This is a genomic window from Arthrobacter dokdonellae, assembly GCF_003268655.1.
Taxonomy (GTDB): domain Bacteria; phylum Actinomycetota; class Actinomycetes; order Actinomycetales; family Micrococcaceae; genus Specibacter; species Specibacter dokdonellae.
Genome location: NZ_CP029642.1, coordinates 400,651 through 425,354 on the forward strand (window position 1 = coordinate 400,651; position 24,704 = coordinate 425,354).

At 66.8% G+C, this 24,704-nt stretch carries 20 protein-coding genes; 3 read left to right on the plus strand and 17 right to left on the minus strand.

Going from position 1 to position 24,704, the window contains the following annotated elements; all coding sequences use genetic code 11:
- Position 1 precedes the first annotated feature (1 nt).
- From DMB86_RS01825 to DMB86_RS01835, 3 genes are all read right to left on the minus strand, one after another.
- On the minus strand, positions 2–976 hold the full coding sequence (locus DMB86_RS01825; RefSeq protein WP_113716307.1) for an alpha-ketoacid dehydrogenase subunit beta: 975 nt from the start codon (positions 974–976) through the stop codon (positions 2–4).
- Positions 973–2,163, minus strand: coding sequence for a pyruvate dehydrogenase (acetyl-transferring) E1 component subunit alpha (gene pdhA / locus DMB86_RS01830; RefSeq protein WP_227878532.1), 1,191 nt, complete (start codon positions 2,161–2,163; stop codon positions 973–975). The genes DMB86_RS01825 and pdhA overlap by 4 nt, the downstream gene beginning before the upstream one ends.
- Positions 2,164–2,332: 169 nt before the next feature.
- Positions 2,333–3,454 (minus strand): histidinol-phosphate transaminase, encoded by a 1,122-nt coding sequence (locus DMB86_RS01835; protein WP_113716308.1) that lies wholly within the window; start codon positions 3,452–3,454, stop codon positions 2,333–2,335.
- Positions 3,455–3,517: 63 nt separating this feature from the next.
- On the opposite strand from DMB86_RS01835, the gene DMB86_RS01840 reads away from it, so the two are divergent.
- Positions 3,518–3,931: a phage holin family protein gene (locus tag DMB86_RS01840; protein WP_113716309.1), complete on the plus strand. Its 414-nt coding sequence runs from the start codon at positions 3,518–3,520 to the stop codon at positions 3,929–3,931.
- Between the two features lie 15 nt (positions 3,932–3,946).
- Here DMB86_RS01840 and DMB86_RS01845 read toward each other — a convergent pair whose 3' ends face one another.
- On the minus strand, positions 3,947–5,560 hold the full coding sequence (locus tag DMB86_RS01845) for a hypothetical protein (protein ID WP_113716310.1): 1,614 nt from the start codon (positions 5,558–5,560) through the stop codon (positions 3,947–3,949).
- A 3-nt stretch (positions 5,561–5,563) separates the two neighbouring features.
- A complete protein-coding gene (locus DMB86_RS01850) occupies positions 5,564–5,929 on the minus strand; it encodes a hypothetical protein (RefSeq protein WP_113716311.1) in 366 nt (121 codons plus the stop codon).
- A gap of 223 nt (positions 5,930–6,152) precedes the next feature.
- On the opposite strand from DMB86_RS01850, the gene purB reads away from it, so the two are divergent.
- Positions 6,153–7,595 carry an adenylosuccinate lyase gene (purB, locus tag DMB86_RS01855; RefSeq protein WP_113716312.1) on the plus strand — a complete coding sequence of 481 codons (1,443 nt, stop codon included), beginning with the start codon at positions 6,153–6,155 and terminating at the stop codon, positions 7,593–7,595.
- Between the two features lie 405 nt (positions 7,596–8,000).
- Here the strand turns inward: purB and DMB86_RS01860 are convergent, their stop codons facing one another.
- From DMB86_RS01860 to DMB86_RS01875, 4 genes are all read right to left on the minus strand, one after another.
- Positions 8,001–8,414 carry a DUF2695 domain-containing protein gene (locus tag DMB86_RS01860; protein WP_113716313.1) on the minus strand — a complete coding sequence of 138 codons (414 nt, stop codon included), beginning with the start codon at positions 8,412–8,414 and terminating at the stop codon, positions 8,001–8,003.
- 163 nt (positions 8,415–8,577) lie between these two features.
- Positions 8,578–9,786 carry an aminotransferase class I/II-fold pyridoxal phosphate-dependent enzyme gene (locus DMB86_RS01865; RefSeq protein WP_113716314.1) on the minus strand — a complete coding sequence of 403 codons (1,209 nt, stop codon included), beginning with the start codon at positions 9,784–9,786 and terminating at the stop codon, positions 8,578–8,580.
- A 234-nt stretch (positions 9,787–10,020) separates the two neighbouring features.
- The gene (locus DMB86_RS01870; protein ID WP_113716315.1) at positions 10,021–12,387 is read right to left on the minus strand and encodes a glycoside hydrolase family 65 protein; all 2,367 of its coding nucleotides are present in this window, start codon (positions 12,385–12,387) and stop codon (positions 10,021–10,023) included.
- A 58-nt stretch (positions 12,388–12,445) separates the two neighbouring features.
- On the minus strand, positions 12,446–13,180 hold the full coding sequence (locus tag DMB86_RS01875) for an HAD family hydrolase (protein WP_113716316.1): 735 nt from the start codon (positions 13,178–13,180) through the stop codon (positions 12,446–12,448).
- 161 nt (positions 13,181–13,341) lie between these two features.
- Between DMB86_RS01875 and DMB86_RS01880 the strand changes: the two genes are divergently transcribed.
- Positions 13,342–14,010 carry a peptidyl-tRNA hydrolase gene (locus DMB86_RS01880; RefSeq protein WP_227878533.1) on the plus strand — a complete coding sequence of 223 codons (669 nt, stop codon included), beginning with the start codon at positions 13,342–13,344 and terminating at the stop codon, positions 14,008–14,010.
- Positions 14,011–14,204: 194 nt separating this feature from the next.
- On the opposite strand, the gene rlmN is transcribed toward DMB86_RS01880, so the two are convergent.
- The 8 genes from rlmN to DMB86_RS01920 form a co-directional block, all read right to left on the minus strand.
- Positions 14,205–15,461 carry a dual-specificity RNA methyltransferase RlmN gene (gene rlmN / locus DMB86_RS01885; RefSeq protein WP_227878534.1) on the minus strand — a complete coding sequence of 419 codons (1,257 nt, stop codon included), beginning with the start codon at positions 15,459–15,461 and terminating at the stop codon, positions 14,205–14,207.
- A 93-nt stretch (positions 15,462–15,554) separates the two neighbouring features.
- Positions 15,555–15,746 carry a hypothetical protein gene (locus DMB86_RS01890; protein ID WP_113719262.1) on the minus strand — a complete coding sequence of 64 codons (192 nt, stop codon included), beginning with the start codon at positions 15,744–15,746 and terminating at the stop codon, positions 15,555–15,557.
- A gap of 61 nt (positions 15,747–15,807) precedes the next feature.
- The gene (locus DMB86_RS01895) at positions 15,808–16,194 is read right to left on the minus strand and encodes a DUF1304 domain-containing protein (protein ID WP_113716318.1); all 387 of its coding nucleotides are present in this window, start codon (positions 16,192–16,194) and stop codon (positions 15,808–15,810) included.
- A gap of 6 nt (positions 16,195–16,200) precedes the next feature.
- Positions 16,201–17,949 carry a pyruvate dehydrogenase gene (locus DMB86_RS01900; protein WP_113719263.1) on the minus strand — a complete coding sequence of 583 codons (1,749 nt, stop codon included), beginning with the start codon at positions 17,947–17,949 and terminating at the stop codon, positions 16,201–16,203.
- Positions 17,950–18,461: 512 nt separating this feature from the next.
- Complete coding sequence (locus tag DMB86_RS21410) at positions 18,462–20,624, minus strand: DUF222 domain-containing protein (RefSeq protein ID WP_129545443.1); 2,163 nt, start codon at positions 20,622–20,624, stop codon at positions 18,462–18,464.
- 127 nt (positions 20,625–20,751) lie between these two features.
- Positions 20,752–21,912 carry a mannitol-1-phosphate 5-dehydrogenase gene (locus DMB86_RS01910; protein WP_113716320.1) on the minus strand — a complete coding sequence of 387 codons (1,161 nt, stop codon included), beginning with the start codon at positions 21,910–21,912 and terminating at the stop codon, positions 20,752–20,754.
- Positions 21,912–23,849, minus strand: a complete 1,938-nt coding sequence (locus DMB86_RS01915; RefSeq protein WP_113716321.1) for a PTS mannitol transporter subunit IICBA — start codon at positions 23,847–23,849, stop codon at positions 21,912–21,914. The genes DMB86_RS01910 and DMB86_RS01915 overlap by 1 nt, the downstream gene beginning before the upstream one ends.
- 60 nt (positions 23,850–23,909) lie before the next feature.
- Complete coding sequence (locus DMB86_RS01920; protein ID WP_113716322.1) at positions 23,910–24,632, minus strand: TetR/AcrR family transcriptional regulator; 723 nt, start codon at positions 24,630–24,632, stop codon at positions 23,910–23,912.
- Positions 24,633–24,704: the final 72 nt, after the last annotated feature.

Here is a 24,704-nt window from a genome sequence, read left to right on the forward strand (position 1 = left end):
CCTAGTACGTGAAGGCGCGGTCCAACGCCTCCAGCATGCGGTCAATGTCCGGCAGGTAGTGCTCTTCCGCGCGCGCCACAGGGTAGGGCATGTGGAAGCCGCCCACCCGGATGGCCGGGGCCTCGAGTGAGTAGAAGCAGCGTTCGCTGATGCGGGACGCGATTTCCCCGCCCATGCCGCCAAAGGTGGGCGCCTCATGGGCCACCACCAGCCGGCCCGTCTTGTGCACTGATTCTTCGACCGTGTCAAAGTCGATCGGCGAGATGGAGCGCAGGTCGATGACCTCCACGCTGTGCCCGTCCTCGGCGGCGGCGTTGGCGGCCGCCAGGGCCACCGGCACCAGGGGGCCGTAGGCGGCGATGGTGGCGTCCGTGCCGCCGCGGACCACCTGTGCGGCGAACGCATCGCGGGCCGGTTTTTCCGTGTCAACCTCGCCCTTGAGCCAGTAGCGGCGCTTGGGTTCAAAGACAATGACCGGGTCCTTGCACGCCACGGCCTGCTGGATCATCCAGTAGGCGTCGTTGGCGTTGGAGGGGGTGATGATGCGCAGTCCCGCCGTGTGCGCAAAGAGCGCCTCGGGGGATTCGGAGTGGTGCTCGATGGAGCCGATGCCACCGCCGTAGGGAATGCGGATGACCACGGGCGCGCTGAGCTGGCCGTCGGAGCGCGTGTGGATCTTGGCCAGCTGAGTGGTGATCTGGTTGAAGGCGGGGAACACGAAGCCGTCAAACTGGATCTCACAGATGGGGCGGTGGCCGCGCAGGGCCATGCCGATCGCGGTGCCGACAATCCCGGATTCCGCCAGCGGCGTGTCCATGACGCGGTGCGCGCCAAATTCGGCCTTCAGGCCCTCCGTGACGCGGTAGACACCGCCGAGGGATCCGATGTCCTCGCCCATCAGGAAGCTCGTGGGGTCGTTGGCCAGCGTGGCGCGCAGGCCCTCAGTGATCGCCTTGGCGATGGTCATTGTCGTCATGCGGCACCGCCCTGGGACGTCTGGGAGCCGGCGTCGGCAAAGGACGCTTCGTAGTTTTCAAACCAGGCCAGTTCCTCGGCCACGAGCGGATGGGCCTCGGCGTAGACGGTGGCAAACTTCTGGCGGATGTCCGCCCCGCCCAGCGCCAGCGTGGCGCGCCGGACATGCGCGGCCAGCTCGTCGCCGTCGTTCTTCAGCTGGTCAAAGAAGTCGTCGGCGGCCAGGCCGGCGGCGCGCAGGTAGGTTTCCAGGCGCTGCAGCGGATCCTTTGCCTTCCACGATTCCTCCTCAGCGTTCAGGCGGTACTTCGTGGGGTCGTCGGCCGTGGTGTGCGCGCCCACGCGGTACGTGGAGGCCTCAATCAGCACCGGACCGCGGCCGGAGCGGGCGTGCTCGAGCGCCCACTGCGTCACGGCGTACACAGCCAGGACGTCATTGCCGTCGACGCGGATGCCGGGGAAGCCGTAGCCCCCCGCGCGGTTGACCAGCGGAATTTTCGACTGCACCTCAAACGGGACGGAAATGGCCCAGTTGTTGTTTTGGCAGAAGAACACCACCGGCGCGTTGTAGGAGGCGGCGAAGACCATGGATTCGTGGACATCGCCCTCACTGCTGGACCCGTCGCCAAAGTAGGCCACGACGGCGGCAGGCTCGGTTGCGCCGTCCGCCGCCAGGTCGCGCTGGATGCCCATGGCGTAGCCGACGGCGTGCAGCGTCTGGGCGGCAAGTACCAGCGTGTACAGGTGGAAATGGTTCTCTCGGGGATCCCACCCGCCGTTGGTGACACCGCGGAACAACTTCAGGAGATCGGCCAGGTCCAGGCCGCGGGTCAGGGCGACGCCGTGTTCACGGTAGGTGGGGAAGGCGTAATCGGCCTTGTTCATCGCACTGCCGGAGCCGATCTGCGCCGCTTCCTGCCCGACGACCGGCACCCACAGCGCCAGTTCGCCCTGGCGTTGGAGCGCGGTGGCCTCCGCGTCAAAGCGGCGCACCAGGGCCATGTCGCGGTAAAAGCCGCGCAGCGTTTCCGCGTCCAGGGCGTCGATGTACGGGCTAAACATGCCGTCCTCACGGCGCGTGCCGCCGGCATCCAGCAGTTGTACCATGTCGCCGTCGCCAACGCCGTTGGCCTGCAGCACGCCGGCGGAAGGCCCTGTGCCGGTGGCAGCTTGCTGGGCAGAGCCCATACCGTCTCCTCGTTTGCCTGGCCGCAACTTGACCGCGGGGATCCGCTGCACCGGCTCGTTGGTATCGACATATGCCTCTGCGGGAATGTATTCCGCGAAGTGCATATATTTCCATTTTCGATTTACAACTGTAGCGGTACAGTCCGGGTTTTCCCGCCTTTGTTAATGGCTAGGAAGGATGCGGCGCTTTTGTGTACGACGCACAGATCTGAAGGAAACGGGTGTTCGCCTCCACCTCGCCGATGCTGACGCGGACGCCTTCGTGGCCAAATGCCCGCACCGAAAGCGCGTGGCTGTCCGCCAAGGCGGCAAACTCCGGGGTGTCGGAACCGAGATTGAGCCACACAAAGTTGCCCTGTGCTTCAGGGATGTCCCAGCCCAGCGCCTTCAGGCCCCGGGTCACGCGGTCGCGCTCGTCCACCAGGCTTTGTACCCTTTCCACAACCTCTCCGTAGTTTTCCAGTGATGCGACGGCGGCCTGTTCGGCAATCCCGGAGACGGCGAACGGCGTGGCCGCGGCGCGCAGGTAGGCGGTGGCCTCCGGCTGCGAGACTGAATAGCCGACGCGCAGCCCGGCCAGCCCGTGCGCCTTGGAGAACGTTCGAAGGACCACCACGTTCGGGTACTTGCGGTACATGGCGATCCCGTCAACGGCATCTTCCGCGCGGACGAATTCCTGGTACGCCTCGTCGATGACAATGACGACGTCGGAGCGCACGCTGCGGATGAACTCCTCCGTTTCCGCGGTCCTGAGCACAGGACCCGTGGGGTTGTTCGGCGTGCACAACAGCACCACCTTGGTGTTTCCGGTGACGGCGGCCGCCATCGCGGGAAGGTTGTGCGTGCCGTCGCTGCGGACGGGAACCTGGATGCTCCGGGCACCGGCCAGTCCGACGCAGATTGGGTACGCCTCGAAAGAGCGCCAGGCGTAGACAACCTCATCGGGTATGCCGTCGTCGTTCGCCCCGGCAAAGGCCGCCAGGATCTGGTTCAGGGCTCCCAGGGACCCTGCGCCGGTGACGACGTCGTCCGCCGGCACGTCCAGGAACGTCCCCAGGGCGTTACGCAGGGAGGCGCAGGTGGTGTCCGGATAGCGGTGGACCTCCAGCGTGCCGTGCAGCAGTTCCAGCACCGCGGGTACCGGGCCCAGCGGGTTCTCGTTGGATGAGAGTTTGAAGCTTTCGAGCCCGGGGATTTCCACCGGCGGCTTGCCCGCGGCATATTTGGGCAGCCGGCCCACGACGGGGCGCGGGTGGACGCCGGATTGCTGGGCTTGGCTGTTCAGGGTCATGCTCCTAGCCTAATTGAGCATGGACGGCTGCGCGCGGAAGGCTGTCTGTGAAAGCATGGCTGCATGATGCGATTTGTGCTGCGGGTCCTCGTCAACGGTCTTGCTTTGTGGATTGCCGCCTGGCTCCTGCCCGGGATGGCCGTGGTGAACACCGGCACCAGCGGCCTGGAAACCTCCAACGCCACCGTGAACAAGGCGCTGGCGTTCATTTTCATCGGCCTGGTCTTTGGTGTGGTCAATGCCTTGGTCAAGCCTGTGGTGAAGCTGCTGACCCTTCCCGTCACCATTCTGACGTTGGGACTGTTCACCATCATCATCAACGCCGCCATGCTGTGGCTGACCTCATGGCTCAGTTCGTTCACGCCCGTGCACTTCACCATTGACCACTTCTTCTGGACGGCCGTCATCGCTGCCGTGATCATCAGCATCGTCTCGATGCTGATGGGCGGCCTGACCAGGCGGCACGCACGGCGCTAGCCGGCCCTGTGCCGGTTAGCGGGCTCGCCGTTTACCAGGCTGGCGTTTATCAGGCTGGGCGTCGTCGACGTCCCGTCCCTGGTAGACGCTTCGTGACACCTTCACCGTACCGCCACCGGGGACGTTCATCGGACCGCGAGCGGCCGCGACGCCTCCCATGAAGACACCGACACTCTCCCGCACCGCCTTGATGCCCGGGTCGCTGCTCCGTTCCAGGGCATGCGCGTCGTCGATGTAGTTTCCCAGGTCGTGGGCGGCCTTGATGACCTCAACCGGGTCCTTGCCGCGCGGGGCCCCGGGCCGGTGGGAGGTCACCGTCACCCAGTTGGCGGAACCGGGCGGCGGACCGTAGTCGGCAGCGGCAACGATGTCGTCTTCGTTTTGCAGGTCCAGCACCTTGACGGCGGGAGGGACGGGCAGGTTTCTGGCCGGGGCTCCGGCAATAATGATCATCCTAAGATTGAAGTCGGCCAGGAACGCCGGGCTTGCGGCGGCGGCGGCAGCGTGGATCCCGCCGCCGCTGTGCCCCGTGATCATGACATCCTCCGTGGGGAGCGCGCCGGCGTCCGTCAGGGCCTGCTTCATCATTTCCTGAACCACGATCTGCTGCTGCCTGAAGAGGGCTGGCTGCGCCGCCGTCATGCCTTCCAGGTCCCCTTCGAGGTCCATCGGGTTGACGCTGTCGACCCGTGACCAATCCTCGGTTCCCGGCAAATGCACGATCCAGGCACGTGTTCCGTCCAGGCGGTCCAGGCGGTCCACGACAATGGACCCCGGTGGGTAGCCGTACGCGTCCCGGCTGCCCGACAGCAGGCCCGCTGCCCGAGGGTCGACGTCGACCTGGAGTCCGCCGGACGGATCCGGGACAGCACGGCCGGGGCTCCAGTCTTCGGGCCGGCCGTGCCATTCGCCGGCCGGCACTCTCCTCAGTTCAAGATGCCCCGGTTTGGCCAGCCCGGTCCAGTCGAAGAACTTCCGCAGGCCGGCGGCCGGCAAGACTCCGGCATTGAGCCCGCCACGTGATGGGTCCTGTCCGGACGGGACCCGGCCGAGCAGATAGGCCAGCCCCGCCATGGGACCGAGCAGACCGGCCAGGTACGCCGGACCGTCGTTGAGCAGGTCTTCAGTCTTGTCCCGCAGCCCAGCCCGCGCCGCGACATCCTGCAGTTTGTGGACCTGCCACCAAAGCACCAACGGACCGAAGATACCCGCGGACTCGACCTCGATCCCGCCAAACAGGGCCTTCATGCGCTGCGCATTTTCACGTGCAACCGTCTCGGCTTCGGCTGCCTCATAGCGTTGGGCGGCGGCTGATGCATGCAAGGCAAGTTCGGCCACTCCCTGCGCCGCGGCCGCCACCGATCCCTGCGCCGACGACAGGACGGCCTCGGCGGCCCGTGCGGCGTATTGCGTGCCGTTGGCCGCTTGCAGGCCCGACGCCAGCAATCCCGCCGCAAACTCCGACATCCACCGCAGCTCGCTGCCGAGACTGGCGGCCAGTTCCTGTGCGTCCCGCCCGACCAGGTCAATTCCCCTGGCCGTCAACTCGATTTCGGCCAACGTATATTTCACCCGGCCTGCCCCGCCGGCAATGCTGAAGCTGATTCCGTCGTCGGCCTTCCCTTCCATGACTCAGCCTCCGAGCAGTCCGGGCCCTTTTGCGGCCAGTTCATCAAGGACCCTGGCGTACGCTGCCACGTAGTCGGAAGCCATCCTGACATCGGAAGAACCGGCCGCCAGGTCCGCCAAGCGCAACGCGACCTCCTGTCGGAAGGCTTCTCCCGCCGTGGAGGCCCACTCCAGGGCCGTGGCACTGGACAGCCGGGCCTGGGCATTGTCAATCGCGCCCGCCAGCCGGGACAACCGTGCGGACAGGGCGGACATGTCGCCCGGGGAACTGCCCGAAACCCAGAAGCCGGACGGGCCGCTGCACTGCTGCGGACCAGGCTGCCCCGGTCCGGTCAATTGTGCTGCCCGCCGGTCCGTCGAGTAGTCCATGCCGTCGCCCCCTTGCACTCTCCGCACTGCCCACCGCGGGACACCGCCCCCTGTGGGACGTCGATTTCGACAATAGGCACCACCCGCGGCCCCCGCCAGCGCCCGTGCCCGCGATGGGGACAAGGCGGGGGCGGGCCCGCGCTGTGCAGGAAGCAGTGCGGTCGAAAGTGCTGCCGCACGGACACACTGCGGTGGAACCCGCCGTTCATGAAAGAATTGGGCCATGTCTGATTCCGCCTCCGCCATTTCCCGCATTCCTTCCGGCCGCCTGTCGCTGGCCGCTTCCGAACGGCGCATCGCCCTGGGTCCGCTCGACGGCCGGTACGCAGGCGCCGTCGCACCGCTGGTCGACTACCTCTCCGAGGCCGCCCTGAACCGCGACCGCGTCGGCGTTGAGGTGGAGTGGTTCATCCACCTCACGAGCAACAACGTGCTGCCGGGCACCGGGCCGTTGACTGCCGAGCAGCAGGCGGGCCTGCGCGCCATTGTCACCGAGTTCGACGCCGATTCGGTTGCGGAACTTGCGGAGATTGAAAAGGTCACCGTCCATGACGTCAAGGCAGTGGAATACTTCATCGGCAACCGTCTGGCCGCCCTGGGCCTGGAGCGCCTGAAGCCGCTGGTCCACTTCGGCTGCACCAGCGAGGACATCAACAACCTCTCCTACGCCGTGGGCATCAAGGGAGCGGTCGATGACGTTTGGCTGCCGGCAGCCCGCAGCCTCGTGGCCAGGATCACCGAAATGGCCGAGGAAAACCGTGCCGTCCCGATGCTTTCGCGCACGCACGGACAACCCGCGACGCCGACGACGCTGGGCAAGGAACTGGCTGTTACGGCCCACCGCCTGACGCGGCAGCTGGACAGGATCGCCAACACGGAGTTCCTGGGCAAGATCAACGGCGCCACGGGCACCTACGCCGCCCACTATGCCTCCGTTCCTGAAGCCAATTGGCAGGATGTCTCCCGCGGCTTCGTCGAAAGCCTGGGCCTGACATGGAACCCGCTCACCACCCAGATCGAATCGCACGACTGGCAGGCAGAGCTGTACGCCGACGTTGCCCGTTTCAACCGCATCCTGCACAACCTGTGCACGGACGTCTGGAGCTACATCTCCATCGGCTACTTCGTGCAGATTCCGGTTCCCGGCGCCACCGGTTCCTCGACCATGCCGCACAAGGTCAACCCGATCCGCTTTGAAAACGCCGAAGCGAATCTGGAGATCTCCAACGCCCTGCTGGACACCCTCGGCGCCACCCTCGTGACGAGCCGCTGGCAGCGGGACCTCACCGACTCTTCCAGCCAACGCAACATCGGCGTCGCCTTCGGCCACTCCCTGCTGGCCATCAACAACGTGCTGGGCGGCCTGGGCCGGCTGGACACGGCCGAGTCCGTGCTCGCGGATGACCTCGACCACAACTGGGAAGTCCTTGCCGAGGCCATCCAGATGGTCATGCGGGCCGAGGCCCTGGCCGGCGTATCAGGGATGGAAGACCCGTACGAGCGCCTCAAGGACCTGACCCGCGGCCGCCGTGTGGACGCGGCGCGCATGCAGGAGTTCGTCTCCGGCCTGGGCCTGTCCGACGCCGCCCAGGCACGCCTGCTGGCCCTGACCCCAGCCACGTACATCGGCATTGCTGAATCCTTGGTGGACCACCTGCAAAAGTAGCCCCTGCCCGAACGGGCAGCCAGTGGTGGCCGGCCCCCCCAACTCACCACCCGATGTCTGCCTGCCACAAGCCGAGCATTCGTTCACGGGCAACGTCGGCTTTCCACCGCCAGAGCTTGCACGGCTGCGTCGAGCCTCGGCGGACTCCGAGGCAGCTGGGCACGGCGTACGGCAGACTGCAGCGGGGACAGCACTCGGATCCCAAACCTCCGCGTTCACCACGGAAGCGTACTAAGGCACGTTGGGATCACCACAACGGCCAACGTGATCGGCGGACGTTCCATGTCCGTGACCTACGAGATCCATGACCTTCGAGGCACTGGCCCATGCTCACTGGGACTGTGGAGGCTGCTTCAGCACTTCTGGCGCCATGGAAGCGACGGCGGCACCTGATCCACCGGCGCGCTAGTAATGGGTGAATGAGTGCCCGCCCCGGCCGAACCACAAATCGCATGCCTGCGTTGAACCTTTTCTGGCCCCCAAACAGGGCGGTTTCTCCGGCTCCCCCGTCCCGTCCTCCCAGTCATCGACCCCATCGTCCGGCGCAGGCAGCCACCAGGCGAACCGCTGGCCGACAACGTTCATGAACATTTCGCAGTCGCAATAGCCGCCTTGTGCTTCCAACCGCTGGACCAGTGCGGTCGCACGCGGCGCACAAAGCTCCTGGTACCGCTTCGCCCAATGGAGGCCGTGGCAGCCGTAACACAACACCATGCTCCAGACATAACAAAACAGGCACTCGTGGGGCAGCGGCAGCGTCAGGTCCATGCCAAGGGTGTCAACGTCCCGCCGTACCTCGTCAGGCAATTCATGTTCCATGGTTTTCCTTTCCAAGGACCAACAATTGCAACCACTGGCCCCCAGCAAAAGGGCACCCCGCTCAACTGTGGACAAGGTTCGGGCCGGCCCTGGCTGTGCAGGGCTCAACCGTCCCTATTTCGCCCACCAACCGGCCTTCCGCAAGGCACGGGGCCAGGCGTCCCTAGGCCCTCGCCTGCTGGAAGTTGACGATGCGCTCCAGCCCCTCGCGGACGGCGTCGTACCCGGCGGCAAAGCTCAGCCGCACGGTGCGGCTGCCGTTGAGGGTGTCAAAATCTAGCCCGGGCACCACGGCCACGCCCTCGGCCTCCAGCAGCGCCGAGCAGTAGGCGGCCGAGTCCGCGAACCCGTCCATGGCTGCGCCGAGGTTCGCATACAGGTAAAAAGCACCGTCGGCCGGGGCGGCGTCGGCCCAACCCAGCCGGTCCAAGTTCGCGAGCAGGTACGCGCGGGTCCGGGCAAAATCCGCCACGGCCGTGTCGGCTTCGGCGTAGGAGAGCCCGCTGAATGCCTCCACGGCCGCCATTTGGGCCGGGGCCGGCGGGCACAGCGCCACATTGCCGGCGAGCGCGTCCACCACCCCGACGAGGTCGTCGGGCACAAGGGCCCATCCCAGCCGCCACCCCGTCATGCCCCAGTACTTGGAAAAGCTGGAAATGACGACGCCTGACCGGTCCAGTTCCCACGCGCAGACCCCTTTGGCGTCAGGGTCGCCCGCGGCGGGGTAAGTGATTCCATGGTAAATTTCGTCGCTCACCAAACGCACGGAATTCACGGCGCACCAGCTGGCCAAGGCCGCCAGTTCCGTCCGGGACACCATGGTTCCGGTGGGGTTCGCCGGTGAGGCCAGCACCAAGCCGGCGAGCCGCCCACGTTCGAGGACGGCTGCCTCGAGCTGGCCGGGGGTGGGCTGGAAGCGGGTCTCCGGGCCGCAGTCGAGTTCCACGACGTCAATGCCGAGCGCGCGCAGGATGTTCTTGTAGGCGGGATAGCCGGGGCGGGCCAGCGCCACACGGTCGCCCGCATTGAAGGCGGAGAGGAACGCGAGCATGAACGCGCCGGAGGAGCCGGTGGTGACGGCGACGTTCCGTGCCGGGACGTCCAGCCCGTACCAGCGCCGGTAGTGGCCGGCGATGGCTTCACGGAGTTCGGCGGTGCCCAGTGCCGGCGTGTACGTCAACGGGGCCCCGGCGGCGTGGATGGAAGCGGCCGCGGCGGACACTGCCGACGGCGCGCCCCCGCCCGGCTCCCCTGCGCACAGTGAAATGACGTCCCGTCCGGCCGCACGCAGATCGGCCACCCGCGCCAGGATGTCCATCACGGCAAACGGCGGCACCTGGGCACGGGCGGCAATGGTCAGCGGACGGTTCATGGCAGGCTCCTGGCGGCAGAATGCGGTGGCGCGGCGGCGGGGCCGCACCACCCAGCATCCCACACGGACGCGCCGGCCAGCGGCGGTGCGGACATGGCGGACTGCAGGACGTAGCGGCCCGCCGAAAGTACGGCTCCGGGGACGTCCCTTCGAGTCGGGGCGCCAGATGTGTACAACGGGCGAAGGAGCGAAAACGGCGCCGGACCGAAGACGGCGGGCAGACCCCTGGAGGCGCTAGGACAGCCCCTTTCCGATGATGGGGATGCCGGTGGTCGGGAAGCTGCTGGGGAACACTTCCCGCGTCGCCACCGGCACCGGCTCCAGCGCCACCTTGACGTCCTCCCCCGGGTTGAGCTGCACGGTGGTGCCGCGCACGTCCACGGCCAGCGGTCCGGCGTCGTGCCCGTCCAGCAGGCTGAACGTGATGGAATCGGTGGCCAGGGAGACGGACAGCAGGTCTCCACGGACCTTCAGCTTGAAGGAAAGGCTGTCCCAGCCGAGTGGCAGGCGGGGGTCAAAGTGAAACATCGGGCCCTGATCGCGCATGCCGGCGAAGCCGCACACCAGGGAGCTCCAAATTCCACCCGCCGAGGCGATGTGCACCCCGTCGACGGTGTTGGCGTGGGTGTTGTCGAGATCAATGAAGACCGCCTCGGTGAAGTGCTTCAGCGCGGTTTGGCCGTAGCCCACCTCGGCCGCCATGATGCCCTGCACGCAGGCTGACAGGGTGGAGTCCCCGGTGGTGATGGGATCGTAAAAGTCGAACGCGCGCTGCTTTTCCGTCGTTGTGAAGTCCTGCCATTGCAGGAACATCGCCAGCACGGTGTCAGCCTGCTTGAGCACCTGGTGGCGGTAGATCACCAGCGGGTGGAAGTGCAGCAGCAGGGGATACTTGTCCCTGGGCGTGCTCCAGTCCCAGGGCTCCAAGGTCATGAAGTCCGCGTCCTGGCTGAAAACTTCAAGGTGCGTGTCGTAGGGCAGGGACATGCGGTCTGCGGCCTGCTGCCAGACCTGCTGTTCGCGCTCCGTGACATCCGGGCGTCCCTGGACGGCGGCCGCCTTGCGCAGGTTGAAGCGGGCCATGACGTTCGTGTACAGGTTGTCGTTGACCACGGCGGTGTACTCGTCGGGCCCGGTGACCCCGTGGATGTGGAACATTCCGTCCTTGCCGAAGAAGCCCAGGGAAGCCCACATGCGGGCCGTCTCAATGAGCAGGTCCGCGCCGATTTCGTCGCGGAAGGCGGGGTCTTCCGTGGCCCACTCGTAGCGGTTGGCGGCAAAGGCGATGGCGGCGGCGATGTGGAACTGCGCCGTCCCGGCTGCATAGTAGGCGCTGGCCTCCAGCCCGTTGATGGTCCGCCAGGCAAACAGGGCGCCGTCCACGCTGAGCTCCGCGGCGCGTCGGCGCGCGGTGGGGAGCATCTGGTGGCGGGATTCAAGCACCTGCCGGGCCGCCTGCGGATTGGTGTAGGTCAGGTAGGGAAGCAGGTAGATTTCCTGGTCCCAGAAGTAGTGGCCTTCATAGCCGGCTCCCGTGACGCCCTTCGCCGGGATGCCGGAGACGCCGGCCCGCGCGGTGGCCTGGGCCAGCTGGAACAGGTTCCAGCGCACCGCCTGCTGCAACTCCGGCTGGCCGCCGATGACAATGTCCGCCACGTCCCAGTAGCGGCGGTAATGGTCGGCGCTGTCAGCGAAGATGGCCTCGACGTCCAGCAGCACGGCCCCCGCTTCGGCGGCAAGCACCTCTCCTCGGTCTTCGGCGGTGCTTTCCCCGCCCACCGCATAGCTCACGGTCTTTTCCAACCGGAACGTCGCGCCTTCCTCGAGGGCCAGGACGTAGCGGACCGTTGAAACGTCTTCGGCCACCAGGGTCTCAAAAGGCTGATCCTCCGAATTGATCTGGTGGCGGACGGCCAAGGCCACGCGCTGGTGCGAGGATGCCGTCTCCCACGCCAAGTCCAGGGCGCCGCCTGACCCTTCCAGATAGAGCGGTTGCAGGATCCTGTCCGCGTGGCGGCCGGGCCTCCGGGGGTCGTTGAGGGACGGCTCGGTGGCCGGCTGGTCCTGCCGGTCCACGACCGCGCTCGTCACGTCGACATAGACCTCCTGGTCCGCCGAGATCGTCAGGTCAATGCCCATCAGTCCCCGGGATTCAAAGCCAACGGCGCGCCGCAGCACGGTCGTGACCTTGGCACCTGAACGCGCCTCCCAAACAATGGCGGATTCATGGACGCCGGTGGCAAAGTCAATGCTCTGCCGGTAGTCCAGGACCGTGGACTCGGTCAGCTGTAGGTGTTCGCCGTCGATAATGACAGTGAAATTGCTGGCGTCCGGGACGTAGACAATGCGCTGGCCCGTCCGGGCAAAGCCAAAGGCGTTCTCGGCGTGTTGGATGTCCCAGGTTTCATAAAAGCCATTGATGAACGTGCCCGGCAGCACCCCGGGGCCGGAAAAGGCATGTGAACCCCGGGTTCCCAGGTGGCCGTTGCCCAGCGCCATGAGTGTCTCCATGGTGCCTTCGCTGTCCAGGTCGAAGGAAGTCTCCACCAGCTTCCAGGGGTCGCAGGGGAAGCGCTGCCGGTCGGAATTGATCAGTGTCATGGAATTATTCTCTCCTCCGGGGGAAGTGAAGTTTCAAGCTGGGGCTGGCGGGCAGGAGTTAGAGCAGTTCGGCGAGGTCGTCGACCACCAGGGTGGCGCCGGCGTCGAGGAGCACCTGGCGGCCGGCGCCGCGGTCCACGCCAATCACGGCGCGGAAGTCACCTGCGCTCCCGGCCTGCACACCCGACACGGCGTCCTCCACCACAATGCAGTCCCTGGTGGGCACGCCGAGCAGTTCCGCCGCGTAGCTGAAGGTGTCGTGGTTGGGCTTGCCGGGCAGCCCGCGCCCGGCCGCCAGCTCGCCGTCGACCACCACGGGAAAGTGGTGGTCCAGGCCGGCCGCCTTGAGCACGGCGGGTGCGTTCCGGGAGGAGGAGACGACGGCGAGCTTGAGACCGCGCCCCAGCGCGGCTTCCACGAACCTCACCGACCCCGGATAGGGGGCCACTCCTCCGGCGTCGATGATGGCGTTGAACACCCCGTTTTTGCGGTTGCCCAGGCCGTGGACGGTGTCGTGCGCCGGGTCGTCATCCAGAGGCCCCTCGGGCAGGGTGATGTTGCGGGAGGCCAGAAAGTCGCGGACACCGTCAAAGCGGGGCTTCCCGTCGATGAAGTCAAAATAGTCGCTGTCCCGGTAGCTGGCGTGGCCCGTTTCAGCCAGGTAGCCGTCGAAAAGCTGGCGCCAGGCCTGTTCGTGCACCAGGGCGGTGGGCGTCAGCACGCCGTCGAGGTCGAAGAGCAGTGCGGTGGCGGCGCTCCAGTCAAAGTTGGCGTTGGGGGTGGTCTCTGTCATGACGCTGTCCCTTCATCGCTTGCGGCGGGTGGGGTGTTGCGTTGGAATTGCTTCACCCTCCCAGCATATGCCGGGCGGGTCCAGCCGGGGCGTGGTTTGTCATGTGGTTCGGTGCGCGTGGCCCGGTGGAGCGACCGCCGGCGGCGGCATAGGCTGGTGCGGTGAGTGAATCCAGCGGGGTTGCCGCCCCCGAAGAGCCGACGGCACGCGAGCTGGTCCAGCCCATCGTCCTGTTGGTGGACAGGGACGAACCGGCCGGCCGGGACGAAGGCATTGCCGTGGCGGCGCTGGCCTCGGTGAAGGCGTACCGGCAGGACCCCGGCAATCCCGCCTGGCCGCTCTGGGCCGCCGGCGCGTTTGCGAAGTCCGTGCGCCGTGCGGACGCGAAAATGTTTGCCAAGGTGCTCGCCTCCTTCCCGGACCATGCCCTCGCCGCCGTTGGCGCCGCGAGCGCCGTCGGCCTGCCGCCCATGCCCTCGGAGCGCCTCCCGAAGCTTCTGGCAAAGCTGCAGGTCTCCGGTACGCAACTGCCCGAGGGGGTGCCGTTGGCGCCCCAGCCGCTGACCATTGTGCTGAACGACTCCCTGGGAATGTCCACTGGCAAGGCCGCCGCGCAGGCTGCGCATGCGCTGTTCGCCTGGCTCCTCGACGCCGGTCCCGCGGCCGATGCATGGGCGGCCGCCGGGTTCCCCGTGGGAGTGGCCCGTTTGTCGGCCAGGGATTTCCATAAGGGGGCGCGGAAGGCGACCGGGCCCGTCATCCACGACGCCGGCCGCACCGAGATCGAGCCCGGTTCCGCCACCGCGTACGTCGTATTGACGGCCCTATAGCCCTTCCCCGGATGCGCGGCCCGTCGATCCTGCAGCCTGCCGCCTCGAGTGCTGACCTCAGCCGCGAGATGCGCGGCTGCAACCATGCGTCTCCGGGCTCAGGTCAGCGCACGACGTCAAACGCCCGCCCCAGATCCCCTCAACCGACGGACGACGCCGGAACCCGGTTTCCGCCGTCGTCCTTCAGTTAGGTCCTACTCAGCAGCCGCAAGCTGTCCGCAGGCCCCGTCGATCTCCTTGCCGCGCGTGTCGCGCAGCGTCGTCGGCACGCCGTGTTCGATGAGCGTGTCGATGAATTCCTGCATGACGTGCGGCTCCGAGGAGGTCCAGATGGAGCCGGGGGTCGGGTTCAGCGGGATCGGGTTCACGTGGACCCAGCCGCGGCCGCGCTGGTTCAGCTTCTTCGCGAGCAGCTCGGCGCGCCAGGGGTGGTCGTTCATGTCCTTGATGAGCGCGTATTCGATGGAGACGCGGCGGCCCGTGACCTTGTAATAGTTGAACGCCGCGTCGAGGGCGTCGTCGACCTTCCACTTGTCATTGACGGGGATCAGGTCGTCGCGCAGCTCGTCGTCCGGGGCGTGCAGGGACAGGGCGAACGTGACGGCCACGCCCTCCTGCGCCAGCTTGTTGATGGCCGGCACCAGGCCCACAGTCGAGACGGTGATGCCGCGCGCGGACATGCCCAGGCCCTCGGGCCCGTCGGCGACCATCCTGTGCACGGCGTTCATGACGCGCTTGTAGTTGGCCAGCGGTTCACCCATGCCCATGAAGACGATGTTGGTGACGCGCTCGGCGTCGTGCCCGCCGTCGCGGCGCAGGTTGCCCAGGCCGCCTTCGGCGATGACCCGGTTGGCCTGGACGATCTGGTCAAGGATTTCGGCCGTGGACATGTTGCGGGTCAGCCCGGCCTGGCCGGTGGCACAGAACGGGCAGTTCATGCCGCAGCCGCACTGGCTGGAGACGCACAGGGTCACCCGGCCGGGGTAGCGCATGAGCACGGACTCCACGAGCGAGCCGTCAAAGAGGCGCCACAGGAACTTGATCGTGTCGCCGTTGTCTGTCGTCAGGCGCTTGACCTCGGTCAGCAGCTTGGGGAACATGGTGTCCGTGATTTCGGCGCGGCGGTCCTTCGGCAGGTCGCTCATCTGCTCCGGATCGGTGGTGTAGTGCTGGAAATAGTGCACGGAGAGCTGCTTGGCACGGAAGGCCGGCAGGCCCATCTCCTTGAACTTCGCTTCGCGCTCGGGCAGGGTCATGTCCGCCAGATGTGCGGGAGGCTGGGACACGCGCGGGGACTTGAACTGCAGCAGCGGGCGGCCCTCGGGGCCGGTGGCCTGCTTCCAGCCTTCGGTGGCAGGCTTGACCTGGGCGGTACGGCGGACGGGCTGGACCTTGGCGGGCGCGGCCGTGGGCGCGGCAGCAGTGCTGGGGGCGTTTTGGTGGGAAGTCATCCTTTCCATTGTCCCCCACAACCGGACGCCTGTCCCGCAGTGGCAGTTAATATCACATTTGGCCGCATTCCAGCCCCGTGTGACACGCCGGTGTCAGTCGACGAATTCCGACTGGGTCTCGACGAAGATCCACTCCCGCTGGGTCAGCGTGCCATTGACGACGTCGCCGCCAGCCGACCGCACGGCCGCCAGCACATGGTCCGGCACCGATTCCGCCTCAAGGTTCTCACGCAGCCACTCTTTCGCCGGCAGGTCCAGCTCAAGCCACCACAGATGAATTTCCATTTTGGCCACCCCCTTTGGATGTCCTTCAACGGTAGGCCGGTTCGCCGGGGGTTTCAATGGCTCACCTGGTCAGCCACACTACGCCGAGGACGACGGCGACAAGCGGCAGCGCGAGCTGCACCAGCGCCGCCTTGGCCTTGGCCGGCGAAGACATGAGCAGGACCAGCCCGGCCGCCACCATGGAGCCGCAGCCCGCAAGGACAAGTGCGGCACCCACCCCGGGATGGCCGACCGCCGCCGCGACAACGCCCGCGAGTGCCACACAGCCCAGGAACAGGTTGTAAAAGCCCTGGTTGAAGGCCAGCTCCTTCGTGGCCAGGGCCTCCTGCTCCGTGGTGCCGAACGTCCTGCGCGTGGCCGGGGCCGTCCAGCGCAGTGATTCCAGCACAAAGATATACACGTGGACCAGTGCAGCCAAGGAAGCAAAGACCGATACGGCGGTGACCACGGTTTCTCAGCCGCGCGGGATGTTGCGCAGGTTGCTGCGGGCCATGCTGACCGCCTCGCCGGCGCCCTTGTTCAGGACGATCTTTGACATGGCCGTGGCAAAACCTAGCACTTGGCCGCCCTTGATCTTCGGCGGGATGGACAGGGCCTGCGGATCGGTGATCAGCTCCACCAGGGAAGGCCCGTTGTGGGCAAACGCGGCCCGGTATGCGCCGGCAATCTCCGACGGGTCGGTGACGCGGACGGAGTGGAAGCCCAGTGCGGCGGCCACCCCGGCGTAGTTTGCGTCCGGGACATCCACGCCAAAATCCTGCAGTCCGTCCACCAGCATCTCCAATTTCACCATCCCGAGCGTGGAGTTGTTGAACACCACCACGTTGATGGGGAGCTTGTGCGCGGCCGCCGTGACCAGCTCGCCCATGAGCATGGAGAGCCCACCGTCGCCGGAAACGGAAATGACCTGCCGGTGCGGAAAGGCGGATTGCGCCCCGATGGCCTGGGGCAGCGCGTTGGCCATGGAGCCGTGGAGGTAGGAGCCGATCAACCGGCGCGTGCCCAGCGGGTTGATGTACCGGGCCGTCCAGACGTTGCACATGCCGGTGTCGGCGGTGAAGATGGCGTCCTCTGCGGCGATCTGGTCCAGCAGGGAGGCTGCGTATTCCGGGTGGATGGGCACCAGTTTGTCCGCTTTGCGCGTGTACGCTCCGACCGCCTTGTTCATCAGCTTGTCGTGCTTCTTGAGGATGGCGTCCAGGAACTTGGAGTTCTTCTTTTGCTTCACCAGCGGCAGGAGTGTCCGGAGGGTGGGCAGGACGTCGCCGTGGATGGCGAGGTCGACGTCGGTGCGCCGGCCCAGGTGCTCCGGCGCCCGGTCAACCTGGGCCGTCCTGGTCGCCGGCAGGAACTGGTCGTAGGGGAAGTCGGTGCCAAGCAGGATGAGCAGGTCCGCGTCTTCGATCCCTTCCGCCGCCGCCCCGTAGCCAAGCAGGCCTGTCATGCCAATGTCGTAGGGGTTGTCGTATTGGATGAAGTCCTTGCCGCGCAGGCTGTGGCCGATGGGCGCGTTGACCAATCCTGCCAGAGCCAGCACTTCGTCATGGGAGCCCTGCACGCCGGCGCCGGCAAAGATGGCCACCTTGGTAGCACTGTTGATGGCGTCGGCCAGTTCCTGCACGCTCTCCGGCGCCGGCACCAGGCTGGCGGGCCGCAGCGGGCGTTGCAGGGGCGACGGCGCAGCGGCCGGCAGGCTGGCGACGTCACCCGGCAGGGTCACGACTGCCACGCCGCGCAGGCCCACCGCGTGCTGGATCGCGTTGTGCAGCACGCGGGGCGCCTGCTCCGCGGTGCTCACCAGCTCCGAATACACGGAGCACTCGTCGAAGATCCGATCCGGGTGGGTTTCCTGGAAGAAGCCGCTGCCGATTTGCTTGCTGGGAATGTGGGACGCGATGGCCAGCACGGGTGCTCCGGTGCGGTTGGCGTCATAGAGCCCGTTCATCAGGTGCAGGTTGCCCGGTCCGCACGACCCGGCGCATACGGCCAGCTGGCCGGTCAGTTGGGCCTCGGCACCGGCGGCGAAGGCGGCGGCCTCCTCATGGCGGACATGGATCCAGTCGATGCCGCCTTGGGCGGATCCTCCGGTTTTCCGCACGGCGTCGACCACTGGATTAAGGCTGTCGCCCACAATCCCATAGATGCGGCGCACGCCCGCGGCCTGCAGTTGTTCAACGAGTTGCGTGGAAAGTTCCTTGGCCATGGGCACGTCCTTCTGCTGCTGGGTGATCCGCACGAGCTGTTAGGCCCAACGTACCGCAGGATCCCCCTCCGGAGTCTGAGTTTAGGCCAAGCTGCCCGCCAGTGCTTCGATCTGGGCTCCAGCGCGCAGTTGGATGCGGCAAGACGCCGCACACCTGAAACCCTGCACACCAGATGCCCGGAGGGTCGTGGAAAACGTTGTGGCACCGTACCGAGCTGCACCGCCTGTCTCAGGTGTACGGCAACTCCAAACCGCTCAATCGTTGGTGAGTCATTCCAGGACGGTGCCACTGCAGAATGAAGCAAACAACGCCCGCCCGTCGTTCCTTCGCTTGAATGCCCGGCGTTCAGGCATCCGCGGACGATGATCAGGCACGCTTCACAATTGCCTCCATCGGACCGCTCTATTGCCGCTGATCTGGCAAATCGGGACGGTTGGTGGAATTCTCCGGAGTCTGATGTGTACGACGGTCGCACATGTCTGGCTCAAGGCGAACACAACTGTCTGGAATCCTAAGGGACGGTTAGAACGGCCCGTGTGCTTCTAGAAGGGGCAGGGTTCGTTGGTTTGGGTGTGGAGGTAGGTGCGGCCGGTGGGTGTGGTGGTTTTGGTTTGTTGGGGGCTGTGGGGTTCGACGGTCCAGCCGGTGTCGGGGTTGTCTTTGAGTTGGTGGCAGTAGGTGTCGCGGGGGCGGAGGTTTTCGACGCTGGTTTCGCCTTTGGGCAGGGGGGTGCCGTCGGGGTGGTGGCGGGGTCGGTCAGGAGCCGTTCCCACCAGTAGGATCCGGCGGCGAGTTCGCGGGCCTGTTCGGGCGGGATGGGGCCGTAGCCGTCCAGGTAGCCGGGCTCTTCGGAGTGGCCCAGCAGTGTCAGGGCCGGCACGGTGACGGAGATCTTCGCCGAGATGCCGAAGGTGAACCGCGGCTCCGGCACCGGTTCTGGGACTGCGACGGGCACCGGGAGCGGGGGGCCGGCCGCGTCCCGGGCGGCGCTCCCCGCGGGCCCGCCGCCGTTGGCCCTGCCGCCTTGGGTGCTGCCGCCGCCGTTGGCGCCGCCGCCTGGGGTGTTGCCGCCGCGGTTGCCGCTGTTGCTGCGGCCGGCGCGGTTGGTGGTGGGGTGGAGGGCTTGGTGGAGGAGGTCCAGGAGGGTGTCGGCGCGGTAGTTGTCCAGGGAGCGGGAGGGACGGCCGGTGGGGGTCGTGGCGGTGCTGGGCGCCCCGCCGGGCAGGGTGCCTTCGTGTTGGGCGTGGCGGGCCCAGGCGTCGAGGGTGTCGTAGAGGGACTTGGCGGGGGCGGCGTCCAGGACGGCGCTGAGTTGGGCCATGCCGTCGGGCAGTGCGGTGAACCAGACCCGGCGTTGGGTCCGGGCGCGTTGGTGGCGTTCGGTGAGGGGTTCGGGGTGGTGTTTTTGGGCCAGGGCACGGATCTTGCGGGTCAGGGCCCGCGGGTTCGTCCGTGCGGCCCCGGGCAGGAACAGCGGCTCGATCAGTGTCTGGACGTCGGCGGGGACGTTTTCCAGCCCGGCCAGGATGGCCTTGATCCGTACCGGGTCCAGCAGCCCGTCCCGGAACAGGGCGGTGGTGGCGGGCAGGTTGTTCGCCAGGGTTTCGGCGTCATCGAGGAGCTGGTGCGCGGTGCCGATCCCCACGCAGTGCACGGCCATGATCTCCGCGGCCGCGTACCGGGACCGGCGCCAGGCCTCCCCCAACTCCCCTGCCCGCCCCAGCTCCCCGTCCCGCCCAAGTCCGCCCGGCCCGGGCTCCCCGGTGTCCTGGAGCTCCCCGGTGTCGTGGAGTGTTCCTGCTTGGAGCTTGCCGGCGGTGGTGGCGGGTTGTTCGCTGGGCAGGGGCGGGCGGCGGGTGGCGAAGACGGCCAGGGCGTCGTTTTCCATGGCGCGGGCGAAGGCGCAGAGCCGGTTGGCGGCGTGGATGTAGTCCAGCAGGTCGTTCTCCCCGAGCCTGTGCGGGTCCAGGTGTGCCAGGGCGTCCGCCCCGGCCACCGGGGACCAGGCCACATGGGCCGGGTTGGCCGGCCGCGGGGCCTCGGGCAGGTCCGGGACGGACGCCTGGAGGATCCGTACCCGGCCCAGGTCCGCCGGGCCCGGAAGCAGGGACACGGCCGGGTCGCACTGGTCCGGGACCGCCCACGGCGCATCGGCCATCGGGAACGGAAACACCGCGGTCCCGCCGGTTCCGTCGGGAGCAGCCCGGTCCGCCCAGCCGTCCTCGGGCATGGAGGCAATCAGCCGGTCAATGTCCTCATCGCTGGGCCAGCCGGCCCAGTCGTCGGGGACGGCGGGCTGGCGGGCGCACGCGGCCCCGCTCGTGGCCGTGAACGGTTCCCCGGCGTCAGGGTCCGAGGCGATCAACGCCGCCAACGCCGCCTCCGGCACCACGCCAACGGCGTCGCCCATCACGCCTGCCGTGGCGGCACTTGTCCCCGCGGTGGCGGCGGATGCCTGCGCGGCTTGTGCCGCCGCAGCATCCGAAACGGTGCCGGGCCCCCGGGACGGCGCGTCCCCGGCAACGGCGGCTGCCGGAAAAGCTGGCCCGGCGAGGACTGGCGCGGGACGCGCACGCTTGTGCTCCTCCGGCCTGCGGCCGGGGGTCTGATCCAAAAGAGGCGGTCCGGCGGGGGTGGAATCCCCAGTGCTGCCGGGCCGATCCATCGTGCCCATACACCAAGTCTAGATCACACAATCGGGAAATATAAGTACGTCTAGGAAGTATATTCTAGTCATTTTTAAACCCAAAACCCAGCAGGCCGACGGACAGCCCGCCGGCCTGCTGCATCTCACACTTGCCCTACCGGGCTTGTGCGTCTGATATCACGTCACGGACCCCTGGAAACAGCGGGTGCGCAGGAGCCAAGCCGGTGATCCGTTCCGTGGCTGCGTCGGCCGTGTTGTCGGCCAGGATGGAGGCCAGTTCAACGGCTTCGGCATCCCCGGCGTCGGCAAAGCGCAGTGCCGCGGCCACCGCCTCCAGCAGCGCAACGGGCCGGACACCGTTTTCTGCCAGTTCCGCGGCCGGGCCGATGAACCGCTCGTGGCGGCCGAGCTTGCGCAGCGGCGCGCGCCCCACGCGCACCACGGTGTCGGGCAGGTGCGGATTGGAGAAGCGCCGCAGGATCTTCCCTACGTACGCCTCCTGCTCTGCCTCGCCAAATTCATGCTTCTTAACCAGCAGTCCCTTGGTCTCCTCCAGCACCGCCCGGACCTTGGTCTGGACGTCCGGGTCCGCCATGGCGTCCGAAATCTTTTCGATCCCGGCCGCATAGCCGAAGTAGGCCGTGGCCGCGTGCCCGGTGTTCACCGTGAACAGCTTGCGCTCAATGTAGGGTGCCAGACCGTCCACAAAGGTGACGCCCGGGATGGCAGGCTCCGCCCCATGGAACGGAGTCTTGTCGATGACCCATTCAAAGAACGTCTCCACCGTCACGTCCAGGCCCTGGCCCGCTTCCTGGTTGGGCACGATGCGGTCCACCGCCGTGTTGGCGAACACCGCCCGGGCGTCAACCGTGGCCGCGTCCACGGTGTCCGCTCCGTCAGCACCGTCTGCGCGGACGGCCGCCTCGAGGATGTCCGTGGCATTGATCGCGTTCTCGCAGGCCATCACCTGCAGCGGAGGCTGGGACGCATCCCGCGCCGCGATTCCACGGGCAATCAGCGGAGCCACGAACTTGAGGATGTTCGGGCCCACGGCGGTGGTGACCATGTCCGCCGTCGCGATTTCCGCAACCACGGCACCAGGGGCAGCCGCCGAGTTCAGGGCACGGAAGTTGTCGACCGTGTGCACTGCCGCGTTATCACCCACCTCGTGGACGTCGTAGCTGTCCGTAGCCGCCAGCTCGTTGATGAGCGCCTCGGCCACGTCGGCAAAGACAATCTCGTAGCCGGCGTTGTGGAGCAGCAGCCCCACGAACCCGCGGCCGATGTTCCCGGCCCCAAAATGGACTGTTTTCACTAGGCGTTGACCCTTCCGAAGATGTCCAGGACCTCGTCGGCGCTGGTGGCCTGTTCCAGCCGTGCCACCTGTTCCTTGTCGGTGAACACGCGGGCAATGGAGGACAGGATGGCCAGGTGCTCGTTGTTCACTCCGGCCACGCCCACCACGAACTTCACGGGCTTGCCGTTCCAGTCGATGCCCGCCGGGTAGCGGATGATGGACACCGCCGAGCTTGCGATGTTCCCCTTGGCCTCGTTGGTGCCGTGCGGGATGGCCAGGAAGTTGCCCATGTAGGTGGAGACGGATTCCTCGCGTTCATGCATGGCCGCCACGTAGGCGGCATTCACGGCCCCGCGGGCCAGGAGCAGGGTGCCTGCCTCGTCGATGGCGGCATCGCGGGTGGTGGCCGAACCGTCCAGGACGACGCTTTCGCGGGTCAGGACGTCGCCGACCGCGCCTTCGCCGCCGGAATCGGCGGCATCGTCGGCAGCCTCGGGAACGACGGCGGTCGGCGCAGAGTCGGGCGCGTTGCTCGCCTTCACGAGCTCAACGATCTCGCCGTAGCGCGGGCTGTTCATGAAGTTGTCCACCGCGAAGTGCGTGGCGCTGGACGTGTAGGGGGCCGCCCGTTCCGCCAAGTCCTGGTGGGTGACGACGACGTCGTACGTGTCGGTCAGGTTGGCGATCGCCGAGTTGCTGACCTTGACCTCGGGGAAGCCGGCCTTCCTGATCATGTTGCGCAGCACCGAGGCTCCCATGGCGCTTGAGCCCATGCCGGCGTCGCAGGCAAAGACCACGGTGGAGATGGGACCCCGGTTCGCGGCGCCGGCCAAGGCCGAGGCCACCGAGCTCTTCTTGCCCTTGAGCTCTTCCATCTTGGCGGTGGCCTCGCCCAATCCGTCAGTGTCGGCGGGGATGGGGCTGACCTTTAGGATGAACGAGCCGATCAGGAACGACACGGTGGCGGCGAGCACCACCGACAGCGTGACGCCAACGTAGCTGTCGCTGGCCGTCATCGCGTACACGGCAAAGATGCTGCCAGGGGCCGCGGGTGCCCGCAGGCCGGAACCGGTGATGACGAGCATGAAGATGCCCGTCATGCCGCCACCGATGGTGGCGAGAATCATGACCGGCTTCATCAGCACGTACGGGAAGTAGATCTCGTGGATGCCGCCGACGAACTGGATCAGCGCGGCACCGGGCGCTGAGGCCCTGGCCAGGCCCCGGCCAAAGATGGCGTAGGCCAGCAGCAGGCCGAGGCCCGGGCCGGGGTTGGCCTCGAGCAGGAACAGGATGGACTTGCCCTGCTGCAGTGCCTGCTCGGTGCCGAGGGGTGTGAGGATGCCATGGTTGACGGCGTTGTTCAGGAACAGCACCTTCGCGGGTTCGATGAAGATGCTGGTCAGCGGCAGCAGGCCGTGGTGGACCAGGAACTCCACCACCGCGCTGGCCCCGTTGCTGAAGGCGACGACCATGGGGCCCACCACCAGCTTGCCGACAATGGCCATGATGGCGGCCAGGATGCCGGCGGAGAAGTTGTCGATCAACATCTCAAAGCCCGGCTTGACGCGGCCTTCCCAGATCTTGTCCAGCTTTTTCATGACGTAGGCGGTGAGGGGGCCCATGATCATGGCGCCGATGAACATGGGGATGTCGGTGCCGACAATGACACCCATTGTCGCGGCCGCCCCCACCACGCCGCCGCGGACGCCGTGGATCATCTTTCCGCCCGTGTACGCGATCAGCAGCGGAAGCAGGTAGGTGATCATGGGGCCCACCATCTCGTTCAGTGTCCCGTTGGGTGTGAAGCCCGTGGGAATGAACAAGGCGGTGACGATGCCCCAGGCAATGAACGCCCCAATGTTGGGCATGATCATGCCTGAAAGGAAGGTGCCGAATTTCTGCACCCCAACTCTCGCGCCTCCCTTGCGGGCGGCCACTGATGATGTTGCCATGAAGGATTCCTAACCGTTGGTCCTGCGTCTGCGCAGGCAGGGTGGGTGATGGAGGTGTTGCTATGAAGTTTTGGCGATGCGGTCCAGCCACTCCAGGAACAGCTTCAGTTCCGTGGTGGACAGCTGTTCCGGGTGCGATGACTCAAGGGCCGCGTTAAGGGCGATGGCCGCCACGACCACCGACGATGCCCCAATCGGCGCCCCGGCGGCGTTCAGTTCCGTTTCCGAGGAGACGGCGGAAATGACGGCCTCGCGCGTCATGTCGGACAAATCGAAATTGCGCTCGGCCGCCGGTTCGGCAATGAGCATCAAGGTGACGCCCACGTTGGCGGCCAGGATGCTGCGTGCGGCCTCCGAAGGTGTTACGCAGAGCTGGCCGGCGGCGGCGGCCTTCTCCAGCATTTCTTCCATGAAGCCTTCGGCCTCGGCAACCCGCGCCGGACGGCTTTCCGGGCGGATGTTGCCAAACATCACCGAATACAGCTGCGGATTGTCCAGGCCGAACTTCAGGTGGTTGTCCCAAATCTGCCGGACGTCCATCAGCGGCTTGCCGGTGGGCGCAAAGTTGTGCTCACCGGCCACATACTCTTCAAAGCCGGCATCGATGACCGCGTTGAACAGTCCCTCCTTGTCGCCAAAGTGGTGGTACAGGGTCGGTGCCGTCACGCCCGCCAACTCGGTGATTTGCCGGGTCGAGACCGTCTTGCCGGCCGAGTTGGCCAGCAATTCAGCGGCGGCTTTGAGCAGCCTGCCCTTGGGTGGAAGCTGGCCGTCGAAGTTCATGGCTGCTACCCTATCACCTATAGCAACGTTATATGAAGTGAATCACAGAAGTGGTTTTTGGTCCCCGCACCC